This window comes from Haloarcula sp. Atlit-7R, assembly GCF_003666065.1.
Lineage (GTDB): Archaea > Halobacteriota > Halobacteria > Halobacteriales > Haloarculaceae > Haloarcula > Haloarcula taiwanensis.
The window spans coordinates 73,458-93,993 of the sequence record NZ_QXIK01000005.1 but is presented as its reverse complement, the minus strand read 5'-3'; the positions used below and the strand labels follow the sequence as shown (position 1 = coordinate 93,993).

The window sequence follows — 20,536 nt, the reverse complement described above, 5'->3', positions numbered from 1 at the left end:
GTGGGGCCGTCTTTACCCTTTCGAGACCGCCCTCGGTGTATTCGGAAAGACTGATTACCGACAGGCAACACCCACAACCATGCGCGAGCGCTTTGACGTGGTGATAGCCGGAGCCGGGCCCGCCGGGGCGCAGTGTGCCCGTGATCTAGCGGAGCGAAACTACGAGGTGCTCGTTCTCGAAACCGAGTCCGAAGACGAGTTCCCGCGTCAGAGCAACAAGTCCACCGCCGGAACGTTCATGTCGGCGATGACGGGCTTTGCGATTCCCGATGACGTGGTGATGAACTACACGGACAACGTCGTGCTTGAGTCCCCCAACGACCACTACGTCCGTAATCAGACTGGGGCCGTCCTAGAGTTCGCGGAGTTCAAACAGTGGCTTGTCTCTGAGGGACGGAATAAGGGTGCGACCTACCGCTTTGACGCCCGCGTCTCGGCCCCCATCATGGAGAACGGGGAGATCGTCGGCGTCCGCTACGACGGCGACGAGGAGGTGTACGCGGACATCGTCATCGACGCCACCGGCCCCGCCGCGCCGCTGGCGAAGGAACTTGACGTGTGTGACCTCAAGCGGGACCATCAGGCAATCGGCGTTGAGTACGAGTTCGAGGGCGTTGAAATGGATCACGACGACTACGCCGACCTCCGGGATGCGATGATGCTCCGCCTAGATCACGACCTCGCCCCGGGTGGCTACTCCTGGATTTTCCACACTGGCGAAGACACGGCGAAAGTCGGCCTCTGTTACATCCAGAACGGCTCTCACCAGAAGTACGCGAAAGACGGAATGGGCATCGACGACTATCTGGAGTACTGGCTCGATTCGGACCCCCGGTTCGATGACGCCGAGCGAATCGAGGGGACGCAAGCCCACCGAGGGTCAGCCCACATCCAGCCTCCTGACTCGATGAGCACGGACAGCTTCATGGCTATCGGTGATACTGTCCCGACTGTTGACCCGCTGTGGGGCGAAGGGATCCACAAAGGGATGAAGTCGGCCCGCGCCGCAGCCGCGACGGCAGATTCGGCGCTCAAGCCGGACGAACCGGACACCTCGGCGGAGAACCTCTCTGTCTACGACCAGCTCTGGCACAGCGAGGTGGCCCCGAAACACAACGCCCGCCTGATGATGACGGAACTGCTGTATCTCGCTCCGAACGAGCGGTACGATCAGTTGATGGACGACCTCCGGAGTACCGGACAGGACACACTCAGGCAAATCAACGGCGGCGACCGTCGGGCGATTGCGAAGCTCACCCATCTCTCGGACATGCCGATTCTCGTCGAATACGCCCGCCGTCGCCTCGATATTTGACGTGACCGCGAGAAGTGCGGCAGGTTTTTTTCCGCCGGCCCGGAGATTCAGGTGATGGGAACCCCCATTGGTGTGGTCGGTGACAACGCCCTAGCAGACGTGCTTCGAGACGCCGGCATGGCTGTTGAACGGGGTCGTGACGGCGCTGTTCCGAAGACCAACCGGGTCGTCGCTGTCGGCGAGGACGCCGTTGCTGCCGTGGCACGGGCTGTGGGTGACCCGCTGGTGTTACCGGTCGCGGCGGGTCGCGGCGTCCGGTCAGTACCCCGGGACGACGCTGTCGCTGCCGTGTCGGGACTTGCTGAAGCACGGGTCGAAAGACATCCAGTTCTCCGCGTGACGATGCCTGACGGGACGGTCGAACAGGCGTTCTGGGACGTGACCCTCGTTACCGCAGACGCCGCCCGTATCTCCGAGTTTACTGTCACGTCGACAGCCGACCGCATCGGACAGTTCCGGGCCGACGGCGTCGTGATCGCAACGGCCGCTGGCTCGCCGGGCTACGCCCATCGCGTCGGCGGCCCAATTCTGGCACCGTCGGAGCAGGCGGTGGTGGCACCGATCGCACCGTTTGCGACTGATCCGGATCACTGGGTCTTGCCGGCCGATGGCCTCAATGCCTTGGTTGAACGCGACGAGGCGACCGTCAAGCTACTCGTCGATGACCACATATCGCGGCCCGTCAGCTATCAGGAGCGTATCACGATCTCGCTCGGGTCCCCCGTTCGAACCGCCGTCGTTGACGAGAGTCGGTCCAGATTCGAGTGAGATTGGAAAGACACTAATGGACGGTGGACAGAGCTTTGCATATGCAGCCATCCGTAACGTTCTTTGGGCCACTGGATACCATTCTGGGGAGTCCCACAGTCGGCGGTGCGCTCCTCATCGAATACATCATCTTCGGAGTGGTAATTGTCAACTTCCTCACGCGGCAGCTCGCCCATAGAAGCCACGTCAAGCAATATAAAAACGATGGCGCAGAGGCGATCAGCCGTCACCCGGCACACACGTTCAGCAACATCGCACTGGTCGTGTTGTCGTTTTTCTACATGACGCTCCACCATCACGGTGGGATGGTCCTGTCCGTACTCGTTCTCGGCGCAGTCATCACTGACTTCTTCGAGTTCGAGTCCCGCAAGGTCGAAGCCCGCCGTGACATCCCGCTGGAACGGCCAAAAGGGGCCATCGTCGCCGCTCTTGTGGTGTTCATGTATGCGGGCTACCAGAGCCTGTTCTGGCTCATCAAGGGCCCGTGGAGCGCCATCGTCTGAAGACAGATTCTCGTTTTACCGACTCCGTCTACCTGTCGCTTCCCAGCCGCGTCTATCGATAGCGCTGCGCGTGCGGCCGGCAATCACCACACAACTACACAACCCCGTATGTGTGGTTTTAGTTTGAAATGCTATTTGAGTGTGTAATTGTACTCGCGAACACTGTATGAACAGACCAAAATCTAGCGAAATAGTTTAATACCACCACAACGTTGTGTCGGTGTAGAGGAAGATGTCACACAGGTCCCTCACAACGGCGCTGACGCTGTACCGCGGGGAAACATTCACACTCGAAGAAGCAGCGACGTACAGCGGGGTGTCACCGAGCAAGTTCGCCACGGCGCTTCGGTCCCGCGGGATTCAGGTACGCGACGAAGACCACACGCCGGTGGATCGGACTGCAAACTGAGGGCGGCGTCGGCCCCGGTTAGAAAGACATAACGACTGCGTCCTGTTATGCCGACCGCTCGTTGAGGTACGCCTGGAATTCGCTGATCAGCGGGAGCACGACCCAGAAGGTCAGTGCGCCCAGCACTGCGAACCAGAAGAACGCGTCGCCCATGAACAGGGCGATCTGGTCGAACGTGGTCGGTTCCTCGATAGTAAGTTCGCCAGTGAGCTGTGCCCCTTCGAAACTCGGCGTGTTGTACCATCCCTTGATGGTCATCCAACCCAGTCCGCCGACCATGAGGCACGCGAACCCCTTCATGAACTCGTCAGCCATTATCCGAACGTTAGGTAGCGTCGTCTTTAGACTTTCCCATTTCCTCGGTACGGAACCGCGTCGAGAACGCGTACACGACTGTGCCAGCGAGAATGCACGCGATTCCGGCGATGCCGACCGGCACGTCAATCTCCGAGGCCGGCGCTGAGGCCCGCTGTGTCGCCACGTCGACGAGGATGAATCCGGCGACGACGCTTATCACCGCAAACAGCGTCGAGAACACCGTCACAGCCTTGTACACGCGCAGCGGGACCACGACATCCCGCCGGTCCGAACCGTCTTCAGTCCCCGCTGGCTGGTCCTCTGTCATCGCTACTACTACGGACGGGAGCCACTTTACTGCGGCGAGACGAAGTCACTACGCTTGCGGTGGAACTGAGCGGCGGATGCAAAGAAACGACGGAGAAACTGGCCGAGTCGGTTACTTCGGCGGTCGCAGCCGGTAGTACCGACGGTTGAGGTCGAACATGTAGCCCTCGCGCATCGTCTTGAGCACCGCGTAGGTGATCGTCGCGCTGACGATGGGGACGAGGAACGTCAGGTCAAACAGCAGGTGCGAGTCCATCGGAACGAGGTTCTTGATGGACAGTGCGGCGATGGTCAGGCTGAAGATGACGCCGGACATCCCGACCGCGGCCCAGAAGGGCTGCTCGACGGGGCGGCGCGCGGACCCCTTGTTCAGGAAGGGGACGATGGCGACGAAGCCGACGACGACGACGTTTGCCAACACACCGTAGGTTCGGTCGGCCATGAGCTTCGAGCCGCCGAGGATGCTCAGGTCGGGGTTCAGCGGACCGAGCTTGAGCAGGCCAAAGGACCAGTAGAGATACCAGTCCGGCAGGATAATCGCCGGCGTCACACTGGAGTTCGCCGGGTTCGGCATCTCCGGGGGCAGTGTCGCCGAGACGAACAGGATCATGCCCACGAAGAAGGACGTCAGCGCGATGTTGCGCATCATCTCGTGGGGCCAGGCCGGGAACGCGAGCACGTCACGCTCGACGTAGTCCGACTGCTGGCGGAGGTCCTGGTCCTCGCGGCGTGCCCGTTCGAAGTACTCATACGTCAGCCGGGAGAGCCCCTGTGTCCGTTCCTTTCGCTCGGACCATGCGGGAGTCTCGTCGTCCGGCGAAACGATACCGGTGCCGGAACCGTCCGTGCGAACGTCGTCTGTGTCGTTGTCGCTCATAGTATTAGTGTGGTTCAGCGATCCCCTGCATCCAGACGATGCCGATGTGGACCGCGATGATGGCAGTCGTGATGAACGGCAGGAAGAACACGTGCAGGATGTACATCCGCTGTAGCGTGGCCTGCGAAAGCGTGAACCCGCCGAACATCAGCTGTGCGACCCACTCACCGATGAGCGGGATGGAAAGGGACATCTCGACGCCGATCTGGCCGGCCCAGAACGAGAGCTGGCTCCACGGCAGCAGGTAGCCGGTGTATCCGAACACCAGCGTCAACGAGATGAGGACGATGCCGATGAGCCAGTTCAGCTCGCGCGGTTCCTTGTATGCCCCGGTGAAGTACACACGAAGCATGTGGAGGAACACGGCAGCGACCATAATCTGGGCGGCCCAGCGGTGGACCGAGCGCAGGAAGTAGCCGAGGTTGAGCTGGCCCATGATGAGCATCACCGAGTCGTACGCGACCGTCGGTGACCCGTCGGCAGCCGCGGCGGCCGGGGCGTAGTAGAAGCCAAGTAGCGCGCCGGATATCGCGGCAACGATGTACGCAACTGTCGAGAACGACCCGAGTGCGTACAGCGGGTACCAGTACCAGAACTTGTTGTCGAGGTTGTACTGCTCCGTGTGGCTCTTCGGCATCTGCATGTTGACCTTGTAGTAGAGATCTTCGAGAATCTCAAGGTAGTCAACGACGCGCAGCCGTCGGTCGAGCCAGATAAGCACGGTCAGGTACACCGATTCGATCGGCGTCAGCTCGCGCGATTCCATCCAGCCTTTGTGATCGTGTTCGTCTTTGCGTTCGAGACTCATTGATTATTCCGTCTGTGGTGGGCGTGGCAGCGCCACGAACGTCGATTGCACGGGACTGAACGGGTCGTACACTGATTGGTGGCACTGACAGTAAATAGAGTTTGCGCCGCCGAAGTTTGCACTCCCTTCCTGCGTCTTGAATCCCGGCACACAGCAGAAGTGTGTACATTTGTTCAGCCAGGCGATGAAGCCTTGATCAGTCGCCTCTGAAATGAATGACTGGACGTTTCCGGGAAGGTCTCCGTACTCGCCCTCGCCGTTGGCCATCTTCTCGACTTCGACTGATCGGATTATCTGCACCGGAGCGCCGTTCTTTCCGTCGCTGTTGGTCCGCCAGACGACGCTCGCAGGCTTTCCGACACCGGGGTCACCGATGCCGTTGCCCCATTCCTTGTAGTCGTCGAACATGTCGACCGTGAGTGGTTTGCCGGATTCGTACTCCCCTTGCCAAGAGAAGGTCCCAGTGTCGTTGAGGAACGTACTGTTCCGGTCGGATTGCGGATAGATGGCTGCGGTGCTCTGAATACCACAGTACTGGAACCACTGCGAGGAGTAGTCGATGCCGCTCCCGCCGAAGTCCGGTGCGACGGCTGCGCCGGCGTTCTCGTCGTACTCCGGCCAGAGGCCACTGATCTCGCCACCGTTGATCTCGATAGGGATGATCGGCATCCCTCGCGGGGCCGGTCCGGCGGTGTTCTCGACGGCGACGAACGGGGTCGTCCCGCCACCTTCGCCGGCGGCGTCTGTCGTCGCGTCGACGGCTGCGGCGCCACCGACACCGACGCTGGAGAGTGCTGCACTCCCGACGACGCCCTTTACGAAGCGACGACGGCCTGTTTCAGCCGGATATTTGTCTTCATCAAGTGGCATATTATTTCTTGTAGTATGGGTACACTGCGCGTTTGAATGTCTCTGCAAGCTTGTCGCCGTCCGCCATCGTCGTGCCGTCGACGTCTTCCTGACGGATATAGAGGTCTTCCCACTTGCGACGGCGCTTCTTGACGATCATCACGTCTGGGAGGAACTCCTTGCGGTACAGCAACATGATGAACGCCAGATCGATGAATATCGCTGTCAACACGCCGCCCATGAACATATTGGCCTCAATGAGGCGGACGGTCAGCGTTGTCCCGATACCGGACGCCCATCCGGCAATCATGCCGTACGTGAACAGCCCGACAAGGGCGACCTGAATGATCGTCAGGAGGACGATACCAACGGCCGCCGCTGTGCTCTCACGCGGCGGCTCGTAGCGGTGAATGTCGCCGTAGGTGGAACCTTCGGATGCCATTAGTTGTTCCCTCCGCTAGTGTGGGGCGATTCGCCGTACTTCAACTGGAAGAAGGTGAATATCAGCGGGATGATAACTGCGAGTCCAGCGCCAAATCCGACGAAGTGGGGCTGGATCGGGACGCCGGCGTAGTGCGGGTCGACTTCGACCGGACCACCGCCACCGATTGTCTGTGTCGGGTACTCTTCGCCGACGACGATTGCGCCCTTCATGTTGAGTCCCTCGTGGGGGACACAGAGGTACGGGTAAATGCCGTCCTCTTCGAAGGTATGCTCGTAGTTGACGCCGGCGCTGGACGTCGTACTTCCGGAGTCCAGTGGTCCGTCGCCGTCCGAGACGACGTTGTGGCCGCCGCCGTTGCCCGTCCATTCGAACTGGACGGTTGCGCCGTTGTCCACGTGGACAGCTGGCGGACCAAACCCGTACGCGCCGCCGTTGGCCTGCACGCCGACCTCGACAGTTACTGTGTCCTGCCCGGTCGCATCGACGGTCGACCCGTCGAAGTTCCCGACCGAATCTAGGAAACCGCCGTAGTCCGGGACGGTTTTCGCACCGTCACCGCCTTCCTCCTGTGCGGCGGCAGCGCCGGTGGCGCTGAGGGTCGCCGCAGCACCGGCGGCCCCCCCTGCTGTCCGGACGAACTCCCGTCTGTTCATATACACTGTAGAATCAGGACTGAGTTTGTATAAACCCACCGAATACCACCCGCAGGAACCGTCATTACCCGGCTTCGTCAGTTTCGTCAGCCCCCGCTTCAGACCCCGAATTCTGCGGGTCAAGCTCCGGGACGAACTCCGGTCGTTCGCCGTCCTCAAGCCCGATGGCACGCAGTCTGTCTCTGTACTCCTCGGAGCGGAAGGTATCGGAGAGTCGTGCGTTTGCGACGGTGAAAAAGAGGACGAGCGAAACGCCGATGAAAGCGACGCCAGCCACGACCAACAGCGCGATACTGGTTCCTCTGTTGCCGATGACGCCAGCGGTCGCGAGTACTGCGCCCCCCAGGAGTGCAATCCCGGCCAAAAACTGTGCCCCAGCAATCGCCTGCAGCATCCAGTTCCCGAGTTCGCCGCCACCCTCGGGGACCTCGTCCGGCTGGGGAAGGGGCCGGTCGGGGACGTTCTCAGGTACGTTGTAGGAATCCATGGAACACAGGGCGACTGTGGGCTTTACGTCACGCATGACGGTCCCCTCGCCTTCGAGACTTCCATCGGGATAGACGACCGCGTAGCCCTCATCAGAGTACGCAAGCACTCGCGGTGGGTCCCGGTGGCGTTCGATACGGGCGAACACGTCGCGGTTTGCGACGCGGTTTCGCAGGTCCCGAGCGACCCGGTCGAGGAGTTCGTCGCCGGTGATCCAGGAGTCCTCGTCGAAGGCAACGTCCCACTCCTCGGCGGTCATCTCGGCCATATCCGCCGGGCCGAAGTTGTCGAAGTCGTACTTTTCTTCGACCTGCTTTCGGAGCGCCTCCGTGTCGAGCTCTTCGTCCGGCTCACTGTCGTCACCCGACTCGCCGTCTTCGGCCGTCTCACCGCCGTCGCCCTCGGCCCCGGGCTCGCCGGGTTCTGGCTCGGCAGTTACTGCGTCCGCAGGGGTGTTCCCGCGCTCGTCCTCCGTGGGAGACGTCGAGTCCGGGTCGGCCATTGCTCGGGTGTACGGACCGCGACGGCTTACAAGTTCTGACCTTCTGCATCCGGCAGTCTTTAGCGAGCACTGTCCCTAGGTCGACCCATGGTGTCGGACGGCCTCGTGGCCACAGTCGTGTTACTGTCGGTAAGCCTCAGCCTCCCCTGTTTCCTGTACGGCGCGTACTACATCATCGAGACAGAGCCAGTCACCTGGGACGTGCTCGTGCATCATCTGAAGTTCGTCACGACGGGGCTGGTGTTGACCACTGTCCCGATGGTGGTCTGGATGATCCCGCGCCTGCCGGATCAGCTCGGTGGGCTGTCCGCTGTTCACGCGATGCTCGGGCTCCAAGCCTACGCGTTGCTTGCCTTCGGTGGAACGGGCATCGTCCGCATTTTCCGTGCAAAGCGGGAACATGACCTCTACAACGAGTACGACGAAGACCTGTTACTGGACGAAATCGGCGACGAGACGTTCAGCCACTGGCGCTCACGGCTCCGTATCGGCGTGTTCGGCTACGTGATCTTCTGGCTGCTGGCGTATCTGGTCGGCATCGTCCGGTACGCTCTCCGGTACGTCGCGTAAGTGTCGCTGACAGCGGGCCTCATTCTCGGCCTCTGCGAACAGGCTAGATGTTTCATTAGCATTGCATGTCCATCGCTAGCTGTGGTTCCAATGTACGAACACATTCTCTTTCCGACAGACGGGAGTGACGGAGCAGCAGCCGCGCTGGCACACGCACGGAATCTCGCCGAGGCGCACGACGCGACGTTACACATCATGACCGTGCTCGATACGTCGTCGCCACACATCGGGATGACCTCCGCCGGGCCGGAGGGAGCGACGACCGGCATGATTGCGGAGGAACACGACGCGTCGGAGCCGGGGATGGTCGGCGAAGAGCACAACATCGAATCGTCACTGCAGGAGCGAGCGCAGGCAATCGTCGAGGCTGCGGCGGACGAGGTCGACGGCGTCGATACCGTCACCGCTGTAGAACGCGGCCCACCGCACAGCGCGATCCTCGACTACGCCTCCGAGAACGACATCGATCTCATCGTGATGGGAACCCACGGCCGGACGGGAATCGAGCGGTATCTACTCGGCAGCGTCGCTGAAAAGGTTGTTCGAACGTCCGACGTGCCTGTGCTCATTGCACGTCTCGGTGACGGCGAAAACTGAGCCGTTCGGCACGCGGCTACCACGCCTCGCCGGTGGCAAGGTCGACCTCGCTGTCGCCCTTTTCAGAGGGACAGACATCCGCGAGTACGCACGCATCGCAGTCCGCCGAACGCGCCCCGCACACCGCTCGTCCGTGGTCGATGAGCAAGTGTGTGAACTGCTGCCACTCGTCTTCGGGTACCACGTTGAGCAGATCCTGCTCAATAGTTTCCGGGCGCTCCTGGTCCGTAAGGCCCAGCCGTCGTGACAGGCGTTGGACGTGCGTGTCGACGACGATTCCCTCGACGATGTCGTGGCCGTGCTGGAGGACGACATTCGCCGTCTTGCGGCCCACGCCCGGGAGGTCAGTGAGGGCGGACATCGTGTCCGGGACCTCGCCGCCGTGTTCGTCTGTCAGAAGTTCTCCGATTCCCTGAAGATAGCCGCCCTTGTTGTTGTGGAACGTGATGCCGTAGATGTCCTCGGCGAGTTGCTCCTCGGAGGCCGCGGCGTAGTCTTCGGCGCTCTGGTACTTCTCGAACAGGTCCGCTGTGACTTCGTTGACTCGTTCGTCAGTGCACTGTGCCGAGAGGACGACGGCAATCAGCAGTTCCAGCCGGTTGCTGTAGTTCAGCGAGATAGCTGAATCGGGGTATTCCTCGTGGAGACGGTCGACGACCTCCGTTGCCTGTTCCTCGCGTGACTCCAGCGGCGTTCCCATACCGCAGGGCAGTGCTGGGCCCCCTTCTCCGTGTCGCTTTCCGCCGGGTCGTATTTGTATGGTGTCGCCTCACAGACTACGGTAACACCCTTGTATCAGTTGCGAGTGGAGTCACACATGCCAGGTCCAGTGTTTCTCCACGGCGACCGGGTGACGCTTCATCCACAGCAAGCAACCGACAGCGACCTGCTCCAGCGCCTATTCAACGAGCCGCAGGTTCGGCAGAACATCGGGTTCTACGAGCCACTTTCCGAGTCTGCCGCCGAAGATTTCGATAGTCGCGATGCCGATACGCACTTTGTTGTCTGTGTAGACGATGAGCCGGTCGGGTCGTGTCTGCTTCACGAAGACCGCCATCAGTGGGGGGTTGGTATACTCGGGTACTCGATCCGTCCGGATCACTGGGGCAACGGCTACGCCACCGATGCTGTCGACTGTCTCGCACAGTATGCGTTTCAAGAACTGCGGTTGAACAAACTCGGTGCGGACTGCTACGCCACCAACCCGGCTTCTGCGCGTGTGCTCGAAAAGGTGGGGTTCCAGCAGGAGGGACGACGGCGCGACCACGCCTTCGTTGACGGCGAGTACGTCGACTTGCTGGAGTATGGCCTGCTCGCTGACGAGTGGACGGCCTGAAATACACTCACACACCTACCGAAGCTTCTTTCAGTACCCCCTCGTCGGTTCGTGTATGCCCGGACCAACATTCCTCCGGGGCGAAACAGTAGCGCTCCGAACGGTCGAAGACGAAGATGTCGAGTTCCTGCAAGAGACGGTCAACGACCCGGATGTCAGACACGGCCTCTCGGCCACAGAGCCGATCTCCGAACAGGCAGAACGCGAGTGGGTCGAATCCGTCGCCAGCGGCGAGACTGATGACGTGCATCTGCTCGTCTGTGTCGGCGGCGAGGCGGTCGGCATCATCGGGCTGAACGACGTCACAGACCGGATCGGAATGGCCGAACTCGGCTACTGGCTCACGCCGGACGCGTGGGGCAACGGCTACGCGACCGACGCCGCCCGGACGATCACCGAGTACGCCTTTCAGGAGCGGCGGTTTCATCGGGTGTACGCGAAGGTCTTCGCCGGCAACGAAGGCTCCCAGCGCGTGCTCGAAAAGACCGGGTTCCAGCGAGAGGGGACGATGCGGGACCACTGGTTCCGCGACGGCCGCTACGAAGACGTGTACATCTACGGTCTGTTAGAGGGCGAACTGAACCGCGGTGCGTAGCTACAGCTCGGCAAGGCCACGCAGGACCGTGTCGAGAGCCGACCCGGCCCCGTCGGTGTCGTCGACCACAGTCGCCGCCTGAACACGACATCGCTGGTCGACAACGAACACCGCTCGCTGCCCGTGGCCGTCCTGCATTCGGACACCGAACTGAGCAGCGACGCCGTGGGTGTCGGCCAGTAACGGATAGGGAAGCGATAGCGATGCCGCGAGCGACCGGCAGTCGTCGATATCTGCCGCGAGAACGCCGAAGACAGCCACGGCATCCGCTACGCTCGCCCAGTCTGTCTGGGCTAACTCGGTGAGGAGAGTCTGTGAATCGGGGTCGTCACTGGGAACGAACGCCACAACCGCCGGCGCGCGGTTCGTCGCAGCCGACAGTCGATAGGCACCAACACCCCTGTCAGCGGTCCCTTGCAGATCGAAATCGGGGGCAGGGTCACCGGGCGAGAGCATACTGAGCGAACGGGAGTGCGGGACAAAAGTTCCGTGGCCTGACCAAGCGACCGCTCCCCGTGTGGAGGCAGCGCTATCGGCGCGATGGGAGCAGCCCGACGGTCGGGTTTCGAACGGACTGCGTGTGAGTGACGCCCCGCATGACGGATGTTTCAGTCGCAAAGAAGCTTTATAACCCGTCCGACCAACCACCGTCGTATGGGAATGGAGAATCTGCCACAGGAGATTACAGCCCTCGTGGGTCGCGAGGTGTATTCGAAAAACGGCGTGTTTGTCGGCGAAGTCGAAGACCTCCGGCTGGAACTCGACCGCAAGGAAGTGACAGGGCTGGCACTCCACCAGCTTAACACGGAGCTATTTGACGAAGAAGTGAACGCGGCACGCGGCGTCATTATTCCGTACCGGTGGGTCCAGGCCGTCGGCGATGTCATCATCGTCAGCGATATCGTCGAACGGCTCCGTCAGCCCGAGGCCGGCGACGAAGAAGAAGAAGTTCCCGCCTAGTTGCCGTTCGAACTCTCGCTACTGGAACTATCGACACCCATCGCTTCGAACAGTTTCCGCTTGACTGCTTCTTCAGTGAGTTCTAGCAGGGTGTCTCTGTTGTCGTCGCTCGTATCCAGGCCGGTGAAGATGCCCAGTGGTATCTCGACGCTGGCGTCGGTGGAGTGGCCCGCAGTCTCGCCCATCCCGCCGAACGCGTCCGACAGCACCTTCCCGATGTTCATCCGGATGTCCTTCGAGCGCGCGGCGAGGTAGATGGTGTCGTCGGCGATGGCGAACACCGCTGTGGTCGTGATGCCTTCCAGATTCAGGAGGTGCTGGGCTGCCTGCGCTAGCGCGTCGCGGTCCCGGATGAACCCGGCGTTGGAAACGAGGTGGCTCCCCTGGACCTCGCGGTTCCGGATCGCTTCGGCGAGCACGTCGAGGGTTTCCGGACTCATCGACGGCGACTCGACCTGTTCGAGGGTGTCGTGGTCGGCGAACGGGTACAGGTACGCCGCGGCGGTCAGGTCCGCCGGCGTCGTGTCCCGCTTGAAATCCAGCGTTTCGGCGCGGATTCCGTACAGCAGCGCCGTGGCGACACTCTGGTCGAGATTGAGGTCCAGCTCCTGGATATACTTCGTCAGAATCGTCGACGTGGCCGAGATGTTCGGCCGGATGTCGGAGAAGGTGGCGTCGTGTTCCAGTTCGTGTTCGTGCTCGTAGTGGTCGACGACGATGTCGACCGAGTCGATAGCCGGTTCGCCGCCCTTGGCAACGTCCACCAGCGCGAACGTATCGTACTCGTCGAGGTCGACATCCTCGTTCGATGTCAGTTCGATACCGAGGAGATTGACGAACGCGCGGTTCTCCTGGTGACCGATTTCCCCCTCGTAGATGATGTCAGCCTCGACATCGCGGCTCGCGGCGATGGCCCGCAACGCGGCGGCCGAGGCGATGGAGTCCGGGTCCGGCGACCGGTGAATCAGAATCGCCATACGCTCTTCGGTCCCGTCGATGACATCGCCCAGCTGTGAGGCCTTGTACTCAAGTTCGCCCGTTTCGAGCGCCCGGAGCGCAGAGTCCGCGATGACCGCGGAAGGGTTGATGACTATATCGGCACCAAGTTCAGTAAGGTCGTCGGCCGACACCGGGTCGTCGGCGCGAGCGACGATGAACTGTTCGCCGCCGGACTCGCGGATGTTTTGGACTGCTTCGGCGTTGGCGTTCACGTCCGGGGACATGATGAGAACCACGTCGCGGTCGGCAACTGTCTGAGCGACGTCAGTCTCGCAGATGTCGGCTTGCTGTGCGTTGAGATCCTGATCACGGAGCGCCTCGACTCGCCCCTCGTCCGCGTCGAGGATGAGTACGTCTTTCCCCTCCTCGACGAGTTCCTCCGCCACGGCGTGGCCAACACTCCCACACCCGAGGATGGCGTAGGTCGACATAGAGGCCATCGTGATGCCGCTGGCTGTGCTCATTAGTGTCTGTATCGCTTGGCGTCAAGCCTCTTTAATGCCAGCTATTTCCCCAATAACTGGGAACGTCCACCAGACAGGCTGGCCTGAGAGGCCGTCACCCGTCGTTCAGAACCGTCAGAGGCGTGCCCCGGTTCTTACCACAGTCAATCGCCGCTAGCCGAGTGTTGTGTGCAAGAAGCGTGAGACCGACCGACACGAGGCGTTCGAATGAAAACCTATTTTACCAGGCCGTCCAGAGCAATGAGTGCACTGGGCCGGTAGCTCAGTCTGGCAGAGCGACGGCCTCTTAAGCCGTCGGTCGAGGGTTCAAATCCCTTCCGGCCCGTTTTCCCGCGAACGACGGTAAGCAGTGAAAACTCCAGAAGGAATTTGAATGACGGCACGAGCGAGTGTCAATGAGCGATGTGCAGGTGGTTCAAATCCCTTCCGGCCTGTCAGACGGGCACGTCAGCCATTCAGCCGCTTTCGCATCTTGACGTGTGGGATGCCTGCTTCCTCGAATTCGTCACTAACTGTCTCGTAGCCGAGTTGTGCATAAAACGGCTCGACGCGAGTCTGTGCGTGAAGTTTGAGCACTGTTGCGCCGTCGTTCCGCGCGGCGTCTTCGACGGCTCGCATCAGTGCTGTCCCGACGCCATCGTCCCGATAGGGCTCGCGGACCGCGACCCGCTCGACCTTGCCGACCGTGGGTTCAGGAAACCGGAGCCGGGCAGTGCCGACTGGATACTCGCCGTCACAGGCCAGAAACTGAACGGCGTCCGAGTCGTTCCCGTCGAGTTCTTCCGCCTCAGAAACACCCTGTTCCTCGACGAACACCGCCTTTCGAACGGCAGTTGCTGCATCTGCGAACGTCTCCCAGGTGCCGACCTCGACTTCTAAGTCACTCATGGCCGCAGGTTCGAGCGGGTCCCCTGTATGTGCTGTTACTGAGAACCGCCGAAACCATCAACACAGACCCGGGTGTAGCGGGCATGCATGACGTACGACTACGCTCGTGACCACGAGCACGAACTGTCGGCGGAGTATCTGTACGCCTCTGACGCGGAGGTCCTGGGAATCTACGACGCCGATGACGCTCTACAGGTCGACGTGGCGGTCATCTGCCCCGAGTGCAGCGAGACACTCCGTCTGGAGACGACCGTCGACAAAGTCACGTCGTCCGGGACGGAGCTGCCGCTGGACGAAGACTACTACGACTGACCGCCAATCCCGAAATAATTTTTTCCGCGGCGCGAGTACAGCGGGTCGCTATGTCCGACTTCGATACGTTCGAGTGTTCGAGTTGTGGTGAGTCGTTCAAAGCGTACCCCGACGCGAATGCGGCACAGAAAGAAGCGTGTAGTCCGGTCTGCGAAACCGCGTCGTAGTCGACTGCGGGCTTTTCCTTAGCTGTCGGGGCTGTAGTTGGGTGCTTCGTCCGTAATCATCACGTCGTGTGGGTGACTCTCCTGCTGTCCCGCGGCAGAGACCCGCACGAACTCGGCACGTTGCTTGAACTCGGGAATCGTCTCGGCCCCGACATAGCCCATCCCGGACTGCATCCCGCCGACGAGCTGGTGGAGTTCGGAGGCCAGCGAGCCCTTGTACGGCGTCGCGGCCTCGACACCCTCGGGGACGAACTCTTCGCCCTCCTCGTCGTCCTTGAGATAGCGGTCGCCGCCGCCTTCGTTCATCGCGCCGACGCTGCCCATCCCGCGGTACTGCTTGTACTTCTTGCCGTTCATCGTGATGACGCGGCCCGGGGCCTCGTCGGTGCCGGCGAAGTACGAGCCGAGCATGACCGCGTCCGCGCCGGCGGCGATGGCCTTGATGGCGTCCCCGGAGTAGCGGATGCCGCCGTCGGCGATGACCGGCACGTCGTGCTGGCTCGCCACGTCGGCGACCTGCGCGACGGCAGTGATCTGAGGCATTCCCGAACCCGTGACCACGCGAGTCGTACAGATAGAACCGGGACCGATTCCCACCTTGACGCCGTCGGCGAAGTCGACGACGGCCTCGGCGGCCTCCCGGGTCCCGATATTGCCGACGACCACGTCGGCGTCGACTTCGGCCTTAATCTCGCGGGCGCTCTCGATGACGTTCGCGTTGTGGGCGTGCGCACAGTCGATGAACAGGATATCGGCGCCAGCCTCGTCCGCGACCTGCGCGCGGTCCATCTCGAAGGGGCCGACAGCCGCGCCACAGCGGAGCGAGCCGTCGTGATCGCGGGCGGCCTGGTCGTACTCGCGACGCTGGAGGATGCCCTGCATCGTGACCAGCCCGACGAGTCGGTTCTCGCCGTCGACGATGGGGACGCGCTCGATCTTGTGGTCGTACATCAGCTCCAGCGCTTCGCGGGGCGTCACGTCTTCGGGGGCGGTGACGACTTCGTCGGTCATCGCGTCCGTGACGGCGTCGTCCTCCCCGACTTCGAGGTACGGGCGGATGTCAGTCCCGGAGATTATGCCAAGCACTTCGCCGCTGTCGTCGTCGACGACCGGCGCGCCAGAAACGCCCTCCCGTTCCATCATCTCGTCGACCTCGCGCACGGTCTGGTTCGGGCTGGCTGTCACGACGTCGCGGATAATGAGTTCGTCGGCGCGTTTGACCCGCTCGATTTCGGTCGCCATCTGGTCGGCGTTCATGTTGCGGTGGAGGACACCGATACCGCCCTGCCGCGCCATCGCGATCGCCATGTCACTCTCGGTGACGGTGTCCATCGCCGCGGAGAGGACAGGGACGGTCAGTTCGACCGACTTCGAGACCCGCGTCGTCGTGTCTGCCTCGTCTGGTTCGACGCGAGACTCCTTGGGTCTGAGGAGTACGTCGTCGAACGTCAGCGCCTCCGGTACTCGCAGCTTCTCTGAGAAAGGCTCGGAATCGTTCGCCATGTAAATCGTCCACGACGGCCCGGCAAAAGCGTTGCGAGACTCGGCGCTACGTGGGGTTCGATGCCACACCTGTCCTCGGCAGCACTTCCAGAAATCCGCTCCTGATCACTCATTTGTCACACCCTGCTGTTGAAGGTGAGACATCCGTCCACAAACGACGGGGTATTCCGGAAAAACGGTGGCGTATGTGCGCAGTTCTCACGCAACGATTATGTGCGAATGAAGGATAATTATAAACATGCGACTCACCGAACCCGCACGGAACGGTACTGCCCGTCAGATGACGTCCACAGCGTCGGGCAACACAACGTTCACGTGGTTCGGTAACAAGTTCTGGCAAGCCTGTCGTGTTCGTCAGGACCGAGTGAGAACTTCCCGACGAGAGTTGGGTTACGCTCGACCGTAACACGACATGAGTATCTCCAGACACCCGATTGCTCTCGACATCGAGCAGCAGGTCGGCCGCGGTGGTCGGCTACTGGCGACTGTCATGGGTCTCCCCCTCGTCGACGGCATTTTCCCGGTACTCGTCCTTGCAGGGGCACTTTCGACCTGGATGGGCGTCCTTGAAGTGGGCTTGCTCGTCTTCGGCGGATCGGCCACTGTTGCCGTCGTGTTAGCCGAACTCGAAGGCGGCCCCCGACAGCAGGCGCGCTCGGTCCTCATCATCGGCGCTGTGTTGATGCCGATTGCGCTCGTTGAAGCAGCCCTTGCGCCGACGATCGCCGGGATCGTCAAACTGGCGACCCTCGAACGCTTCGCCGGCCTCGTCATCCTCGCAATCGCCGCACAGACCGCAAGCGCCCGCATCGGCGAGTACCTCCCGCGGCCGGCCGTTATCGTCATGCTCGGCCTGCTAGCCAGCCTCGACCCCGCGGGCGCAAAGCTGGTCACCGCCATCGAACCCGGCGTCTTGCTCCGCGCCGCCGCTACCACCGGCGTCGGTATCGGCTTCGCCTTGGCTGTCGCGCTGGCGAGTCCGTGGCTCCGCAACGCCGTCGACATCGACCGGTTCCGCTTCGGTAGCGCTGTCGCGCTCGGCGTCCTCGCCCTTTCTGTTCTCGGCGTGATGCCGACCGACGCGCCAGTGGCACTGGCTGTGCTCGCCGTCACGGCGCTGCTGTCGTTCGACCCGGAAAACGCCCGCACGCGCCACACGGAATACCGACCTGACGCCGTGGACCTCACCGCTGCCTTCGCCGACGGCGGCGCGTCACAGGGCGTCGCCGCCGACGAACAGACCGACGAAGGAGCTGCGGTCGAGTACGAATCCGAGCAGGAACGCGCCCCGTGGCTGTGACGAGGGAGAACTTTTAGGCCCATCAGGCCCGGCTGTCCGGTATGAGCGACAATCGCGTGGTCCAGGGCCGGATGCAGACTCCCGAGAGCCTGGCCGAACTCATCGAAGGTGAGAGCGTCATGGACGCAGAGCCGATCGAAGACGCCGCCGACGACTGTCCAGAGTGCGGTGAGAACGTCATTTCCGTGGGATACATGCCCTCTGCGCTGGAATTCGTTACCGGTTATAAGTGCCAGGAGTGCGACTGGGCCGACACCGACCGCGACTGATCGCCGTCTGCCAATCGAAATCCCTTTAATGCGAGTCGGCTTACGCCGGAGTGCGGGGTCGTGGCCTAGTCCGGGAAGGCGGCTGACTCCAGAGGCCACGCGCCTGGGACGACACTTCGAGGGCTGATATACTGAGCGGCCGGCTGATCACCGGTTCGCGACGATGACCCTCTGGAGTTCCGAGGCGCAGGACGGAGATATCAGCCGATCGGGGGTTCAAATCCCTCCGACCCCATACTGTTACTCTTCCAGACCGGTCTGTTCGTTTGCTTTCGCCGTAATCGTACGTCTAAACCCCTCCAGACCTGTTTCACCCTCTCGACGTAGCCAGAGCGCTCCGAACACGGCTCCGGGTCGGCGTCGGGTTTGGGAAGGCACCACTGCCCAAGTCCAATGAGTTTACTTGGTGGCGGCTATCTGCCCACGCATGAGCCAGTTATTACGCGATTTACTTGCCGGAAACGCCGACCACGCGGCGGAGTTCCGGGACCGGTTCGATCAGGTCCAGAACTCCCAGACGCCCGATGCTGTCACGGTCTGTTGCTCCGATTCGCGGGTGCTTCAGGACCATATGTGGGGCAACAGCGAGCCGGGATATCTCTTTACCTGTAGCAACATCGGAAACCGAGTCATCCAGCGGACCGAGTCCGGCGAGGCGGTGTCCGGCGACGTGCTGTATCCGATCGAACACACGATGACCGAAACGGCTGTCGTCGTCGGCCATACCGGCTGCGGAGCGGTGACGGCGACGTACGATGATCTGACGGACGGCCTCGATGAGCCGGCCGGTATCGAGCACTGTCTCGGCGTACTCAAACCGCATCTCGAGCCCGCGCTGGAACACCTCCCCGAGGACATCGAGCGGGCAGCGGCTATCAACCGCCTCGTCGAGTACAACGTCGACAGGCAAGTCGAGTTCCTCCGCAGCAGCGACGACGTTCCCGACGCCGTCGACGTGTTCGGCGTCGTCTACGACTTTCAGGACGTGTACGGCGGCCGACGGGGAGAAGTCCACGTCATCAACATCGACGGTGAAACCGATGTCGACGCACTCCGGGCGGCCAATCCCGATATCGACTCACGGATCAACCGTCTCTGGGAGTACTAGTCCGGCTACCGGCTTTCGCGCTGTTCGACTTTGTTCAGTTCGATCAGGAGCCTGAAAATCGCTTTCACGAGGTTCTCGTCGACGTCGAACTGTTCTGCGTTGTCGCCGGCTCGGTCCATCACGGCCTGCTCCTGTTGCTCGTCAGTCGTCGGCAGCCCCTTCTCGTCTTTGACCTGTGCGATGGTGTCGGCCACGTAGGTTCGCTGTGCGATCTTCTCGACGATTTCGCGGTCGATCGTCCGGATTTCGTCGCGCAGTTCGTCTAGCGACATGTCCTCTGGGTTCGGATTCGTGCTCATACTGTGTGTGTCCCTTCTGTTTGTGTCGTCGTCAGCCAGGTCTGTCCGGGTCGGTTATCCCAGGCGTCCTGTACGGCTTCGAGTGCCGCCCGCTCGCCGACGGCGGTGAATGACGGCCCCGTCCCCGACAGTGAGACGCCTTCGACGTGCTGGAGCGCGTCGAGTACCGGGTCCGTCTCGAAATCCAGTGCAGCCGAGAACGCGAGACCGTTGACCGTCATCGCTCGTTGGTAGTCGCCGTCGAGCGCGAGGTCCTCGACGAGACGGGCCATCGGCGCGACCTGTCGGCATCGCTCGACATCCGCGTCAGCACTGAAGGACTGTTCTGGCGGCGTCCAGACGAGCACGTCCCAGTCGATTTCCTCGCGGGCCAGGAGCGCGTCGTCCTCGTTGTCGGTGACGGTGACGCCGCCAAGCATCGACGCCGACGCGTCGTCGAAGGCCCCGGTGATGGTGACGCCCACGTCGCGGGCGGCCATGACCCCGAGGCGGGCCATGTCCTCGCGGCTCATCCGCTCAGTCGCGTCGAGTGCGTCGAGCGTCGCCATGACAGTCGCGTTTGCGGCTGCACTGGAGCTTTTGAGCCCCGACGCCATCGGGACCTCGCTCTCTGTGCGGACAGTCCCGCCGGAGACTGCCGGGACGCCCACGTTCTGTGGGCCGCCGTGGGCGTCGATGACGTACTCGACACAGCGTTCGATAAGCCGCGTGTCGGCGTCCGGCGCACCGTCGACCTCGCCGGTGACGCCGTCGGTCTCGGTCGTGAGCGTGACGGTCGCTGTCGTGTACTCGTCGATAGCAAACGCCGCGCCGCGGCCGGTCGCGAGCGCGTTAAGCACCGTCCCCGCTGCGGGCGCTGCTGCCTTCCCTTCCATCGACCTGTACTCCCGCGCGGACCTATTTACTAACTGCGATACCCCTGCATCGGGC

28 protein-coding genes and 2 tRNA genes are annotated in these 20,536 nt (G+C 62.0%); 15 read left to right on the top strand and 15 right to left on the bottom strand.

The features are described 5' to 3' along the window. Nucleotides 1-79 precede the first annotated feature (79 nt). The 4 genes from D3D01_RS12310 to D3D01_RS12295 all read left to right on the top strand — a co-directional run bounded on the left by D3D01_RS12310 (nt 80) and on the right by D3D01_RS12295 (nt 2,995). Nucleotides 80-1,315, top strand: coding sequence for a digeranylgeranylglycerophospholipid reductase (locus D3D01_RS12310; protein WP_121512376.1), 1,236 nt, complete (start codon nt 80-82; stop codon nt 1,313-1,315). 54 nt (nt 1,316-1,369) lie between these two features. Continuing rightward, entirely contained in the window at nt 1,370-2,083 is a 714-nt protein-coding gene (locus tag D3D01_RS12305; protein ID WP_101349953.1) for an NAD(+)/NADH kinase, read from the top strand. Nucleotides 2,084-2,124: 41 nt separating this feature from the next. Further along, a complete protein-coding gene (locus tag D3D01_RS12300) occupies nt 2,125-2,586 on the top strand; it encodes a hypothetical protein (protein WP_101349954.1) in 462 nt (153 codons plus the stop codon). Between the two features lie 232 nt (nt 2,587-2,818). Then, a complete protein-coding gene (locus D3D01_RS12295) occupies nt 2,819-2,995 on the top strand; it encodes a UPF0175 family protein (RefSeq protein WP_077067787.1) in 177 nt (58 codons plus the stop codon). Nucleotides 2,996-3,040: 45 nt separating this feature from the next. Here the strand turns inward: D3D01_RS12295 and D3D01_RS12290 are convergent, their stop codons facing one another. From D3D01_RS12290 to D3D01_RS12255, 8 genes are all read right to left on the bottom strand, one after another. Next, nucleotides 3,041-3,310, bottom strand: a complete 270-nt coding sequence (locus tag D3D01_RS12290) for a hypothetical protein (RefSeq protein WP_004517812.1) — start codon at nt 3,308-3,310, stop codon at nt 3,041-3,043. A 10-nt stretch (nt 3,311-3,320) separates the two neighbouring features. Then, a complete protein-coding gene (locus D3D01_RS12285; protein ID WP_101349955.1) occupies nt 3,321-3,620 on the bottom strand; it encodes a hypothetical protein in 300 nt (99 codons plus the stop codon). A gap of 111 nt (nt 3,621-3,731) precedes the next feature. Further along, nucleotides 3,732-4,496 carry a cytochrome bc complex cytochrome b subunit gene (locus D3D01_RS12280; protein WP_053968070.1) on the bottom strand — a complete coding sequence of 255 codons (765 nt, stop codon included), beginning with the start codon at nt 4,494-4,496 and terminating at the stop codon, nt 3,732-3,734. Between the two features lie 4 nt (nt 4,497-4,500). Next, a complete protein-coding gene (locus D3D01_RS12275; RefSeq protein WP_058996093.1) occupies nt 4,501-5,304 on the bottom strand; it encodes a cytochrome bc complex cytochrome b subunit in 804 nt (267 codons plus the stop codon). A 3-nt stretch (nt 5,305-5,307) separates the two neighbouring features. Beyond that, nucleotides 5,308-6,174 (bottom strand): ubiquinol-cytochrome c reductase iron-sulfur subunit, encoded by an 867-nt coding sequence (locus D3D01_RS12270; protein WP_121512375.1) that lies wholly within the window; start codon nt 6,172-6,174, stop codon nt 5,308-5,310. A 1-nt stretch (nt 6,175) separates the two neighbouring features. Next, a complete protein-coding gene (locus D3D01_RS12265) occupies nt 6,176-6,595 on the bottom strand; it encodes a hypothetical protein (RefSeq protein ID WP_101349957.1) in 420 nt (139 codons plus the stop codon). Continuing rightward, complete coding sequence (locus D3D01_RS12260; protein WP_101349958.1) at nt 6,595-7,251, bottom strand: halocyanin domain-containing protein; 657 nt, start codon at nt 7,249-7,251, stop codon at nt 6,595-6,597. The genes D3D01_RS12265 and D3D01_RS12260 overlap by 1 nt, the downstream gene beginning before the upstream one ends. Nucleotides 7,252-7,315: 64 nt before the next feature. Next, nucleotides 7,316-8,239: a hypothetical protein gene (locus tag D3D01_RS12255; protein WP_121512374.1), complete on the bottom strand. Its 924-nt coding sequence runs from the start codon at nt 8,237-8,239 to the stop codon at nt 7,316-7,318. An 87-nt stretch (nt 8,240-8,326) separates the two neighbouring features. On the opposite strand from D3D01_RS12255, the gene D3D01_RS12250 reads away from it, so the two are divergent. After that, a complete protein-coding gene (locus D3D01_RS12250; protein ID WP_121512373.1) occupies nt 8,327-8,809 on the top strand; it encodes a hypothetical protein in 483 nt (160 codons plus the stop codon). 90 nt (nt 8,810-8,899) lie between these two features. Further along, on the top strand, nt 8,900-9,406 hold the full coding sequence (locus tag D3D01_RS12245) for a universal stress protein (protein ID WP_121512372.1): 507 nt from the start codon (nt 8,900-8,902) through the stop codon (nt 9,404-9,406). Nucleotides 9,407-9,422: 16 nt separating this feature from the next. On the opposite strand, the gene nth is transcribed toward D3D01_RS12245, so the two are convergent. Beyond that, nucleotides 9,423-10,106: an endonuclease III gene (gene nth, locus D3D01_RS12240; RefSeq protein ID WP_121512371.1), complete on the bottom strand. Its 684-nt coding sequence runs from the start codon at nt 10,104-10,106 to the stop codon at nt 9,423-9,425. A 117-nt stretch (nt 10,107-10,223) separates the two neighbouring features. Between nth and D3D01_RS12235 the strand changes: the two genes are divergently transcribed. Beyond that, nucleotides 10,224-10,742 carry a GNAT family N-acetyltransferase gene (locus tag D3D01_RS12235; protein WP_101351429.1) on the top strand — a complete coding sequence of 173 codons (519 nt, stop codon included), beginning with the start codon at nt 10,224-10,226 and terminating at the stop codon, nt 10,740-10,742. Between the two features lie 55 nt (nt 10,743-10,797). Further along, a complete protein-coding gene (locus tag D3D01_RS12230) occupies nt 10,798-11,337 on the top strand; it encodes a GNAT family N-acetyltransferase (RefSeq protein WP_121512370.1) in 540 nt (179 codons plus the stop codon). Here D3D01_RS12230 and D3D01_RS12225 read toward each other — a convergent pair whose 3' ends face one another. Next, nucleotides 11,338-11,793 (bottom strand): redoxin domain-containing protein, encoded by a 456-nt coding sequence (locus D3D01_RS12225; protein WP_121512369.1) that lies wholly within the window; start codon nt 11,791-11,793, stop codon nt 11,338-11,340. Between the two features lie 204 nt (nt 11,794-11,997). Here D3D01_RS12225 and D3D01_RS12220 point away from each other — a divergent pair, with 204 nt between their 5' ends. Then, nucleotides 11,998-12,297, top strand: a complete 300-nt coding sequence (locus D3D01_RS12220) for a PRC-barrel domain-containing protein (RefSeq protein ID WP_101351430.1) — start codon at nt 11,998-12,000, stop codon at nt 12,295-12,297. Here D3D01_RS12220 and D3D01_RS12215 read toward each other — a convergent pair. Beyond that, nucleotides 12,294-13,760 carry a DHH family phosphoesterase gene (locus tag D3D01_RS12215; protein ID WP_101349965.1) on the bottom strand — a complete coding sequence of 489 codons (1,467 nt, stop codon included), beginning with the start codon at nt 13,758-13,760 and terminating at the stop codon, nt 12,294-12,296. The two genes, D3D01_RS12220 and D3D01_RS12215, sit on opposite strands and share 4 nt — an antisense overlap. 251 nt (nt 13,761-14,011) lie before the next feature. Here D3D01_RS12215 and D3D01_RS12210 point away from each other — a divergent pair. Continuing rightward, a tRNA-Lys gene (locus D3D01_RS12210) sits at nt 14,012-14,085 on the top strand. A 122-nt stretch (nt 14,086-14,207) separates the two neighbouring features. Here the strand turns inward: D3D01_RS12210 and D3D01_RS12205 are convergent. Then, the gene (locus D3D01_RS12205; protein ID WP_121512368.1) at nt 14,208-14,648 is read right to left on the bottom strand and encodes a GNAT family N-acetyltransferase; all 441 of its coding nucleotides are present in this window, start codon (nt 14,646-14,648) and stop codon (nt 14,208-14,210) included. Nucleotides 14,649-14,735: 87 nt separating this feature from the next. Between D3D01_RS12205 and D3D01_RS12200 the strand changes: the two genes are divergently transcribed. Next, a complete protein-coding gene (locus tag D3D01_RS12200; protein ID WP_101349967.1) occupies nt 14,736-14,960 on the top strand; it encodes a hypothetical protein in 225 nt (74 codons plus the stop codon). Between the two features lie 185 nt (nt 14,961-15,145). Here the strand turns inward: D3D01_RS12200 and guaB are convergent, their stop codons facing one another. Further along, nucleotides 15,146-16,630 carry an IMP dehydrogenase gene (guaB, locus tag D3D01_RS12195; RefSeq protein WP_101349968.1) on the bottom strand — a complete coding sequence of 495 codons (1,485 nt, stop codon included), beginning with the start codon at nt 16,628-16,630 and terminating at the stop codon, nt 15,146-15,148. Nucleotides 16,631-17,042: 412 nt separating this feature from the next. Here guaB and D3D01_RS12190 point away from each other — a divergent pair, with 412 nt between their 5' ends. The 4 genes from D3D01_RS12190 (at nt 17,043) to D3D01_RS12180 (ending at nt 19,307) form a co-directional block, all read left to right on the top strand. Next, nucleotides 17,043-17,930, top strand: coding sequence for a DUF5794 domain-containing protein (locus D3D01_RS12190; RefSeq protein ID WP_121512367.1), 888 nt, complete (start codon nt 17,043-17,045; stop codon nt 17,928-17,930). Nucleotides 17,931-17,971: 41 nt separating this feature from the next. Beyond that, entirely contained in the window at nt 17,972-18,199 is a 228-nt protein-coding gene (locus tag D3D01_RS12185) for a DUF5795 family protein (RefSeq protein WP_121512366.1), read from the top strand. 54 nt (nt 18,200-18,253) lie between these two features. Further along, a tRNA-Trp gene (locus D3D01_RS23695) sits at nt 18,254-18,434 on the top strand. A gap of 192 nt (nt 18,435-18,626) precedes the next feature. After that, nucleotides 18,627-19,307 (top strand): carbonic anhydrase, encoded by a 681-nt coding sequence (locus D3D01_RS12180; RefSeq protein ID WP_121512365.1) that lies wholly within the window; start codon nt 18,627-18,629, stop codon nt 19,305-19,307. Nucleotides 19,308-19,312: 5 nt separating this feature from the next. Here D3D01_RS12180 and D3D01_RS12175 read toward each other — a convergent pair whose 3' ends face one another. Together D3D01_RS12175 and D3D01_RS12170 are read right to left on the bottom strand one after the other, a co-directional pair. Continuing rightward, nucleotides 19,313-19,606, bottom strand: coding sequence for a chorismate mutase (locus D3D01_RS12175; protein WP_004592890.1), 294 nt, complete (start codon nt 19,604-19,606; stop codon nt 19,313-19,315). Then, the gene (locus tag D3D01_RS12170) at nt 19,603-20,481 is read right to left on the bottom strand and encodes a shikimate kinase (RefSeq protein WP_121512364.1); all 879 of its coding nucleotides are present in this window, start codon (nt 20,479-20,481) and stop codon (nt 19,603-19,605) included. The genes D3D01_RS12175 and D3D01_RS12170 overlap by 4 nt, the downstream gene beginning before the upstream one ends. Nucleotides 20,482-20,536 lie beyond the last annotated feature (55 nt).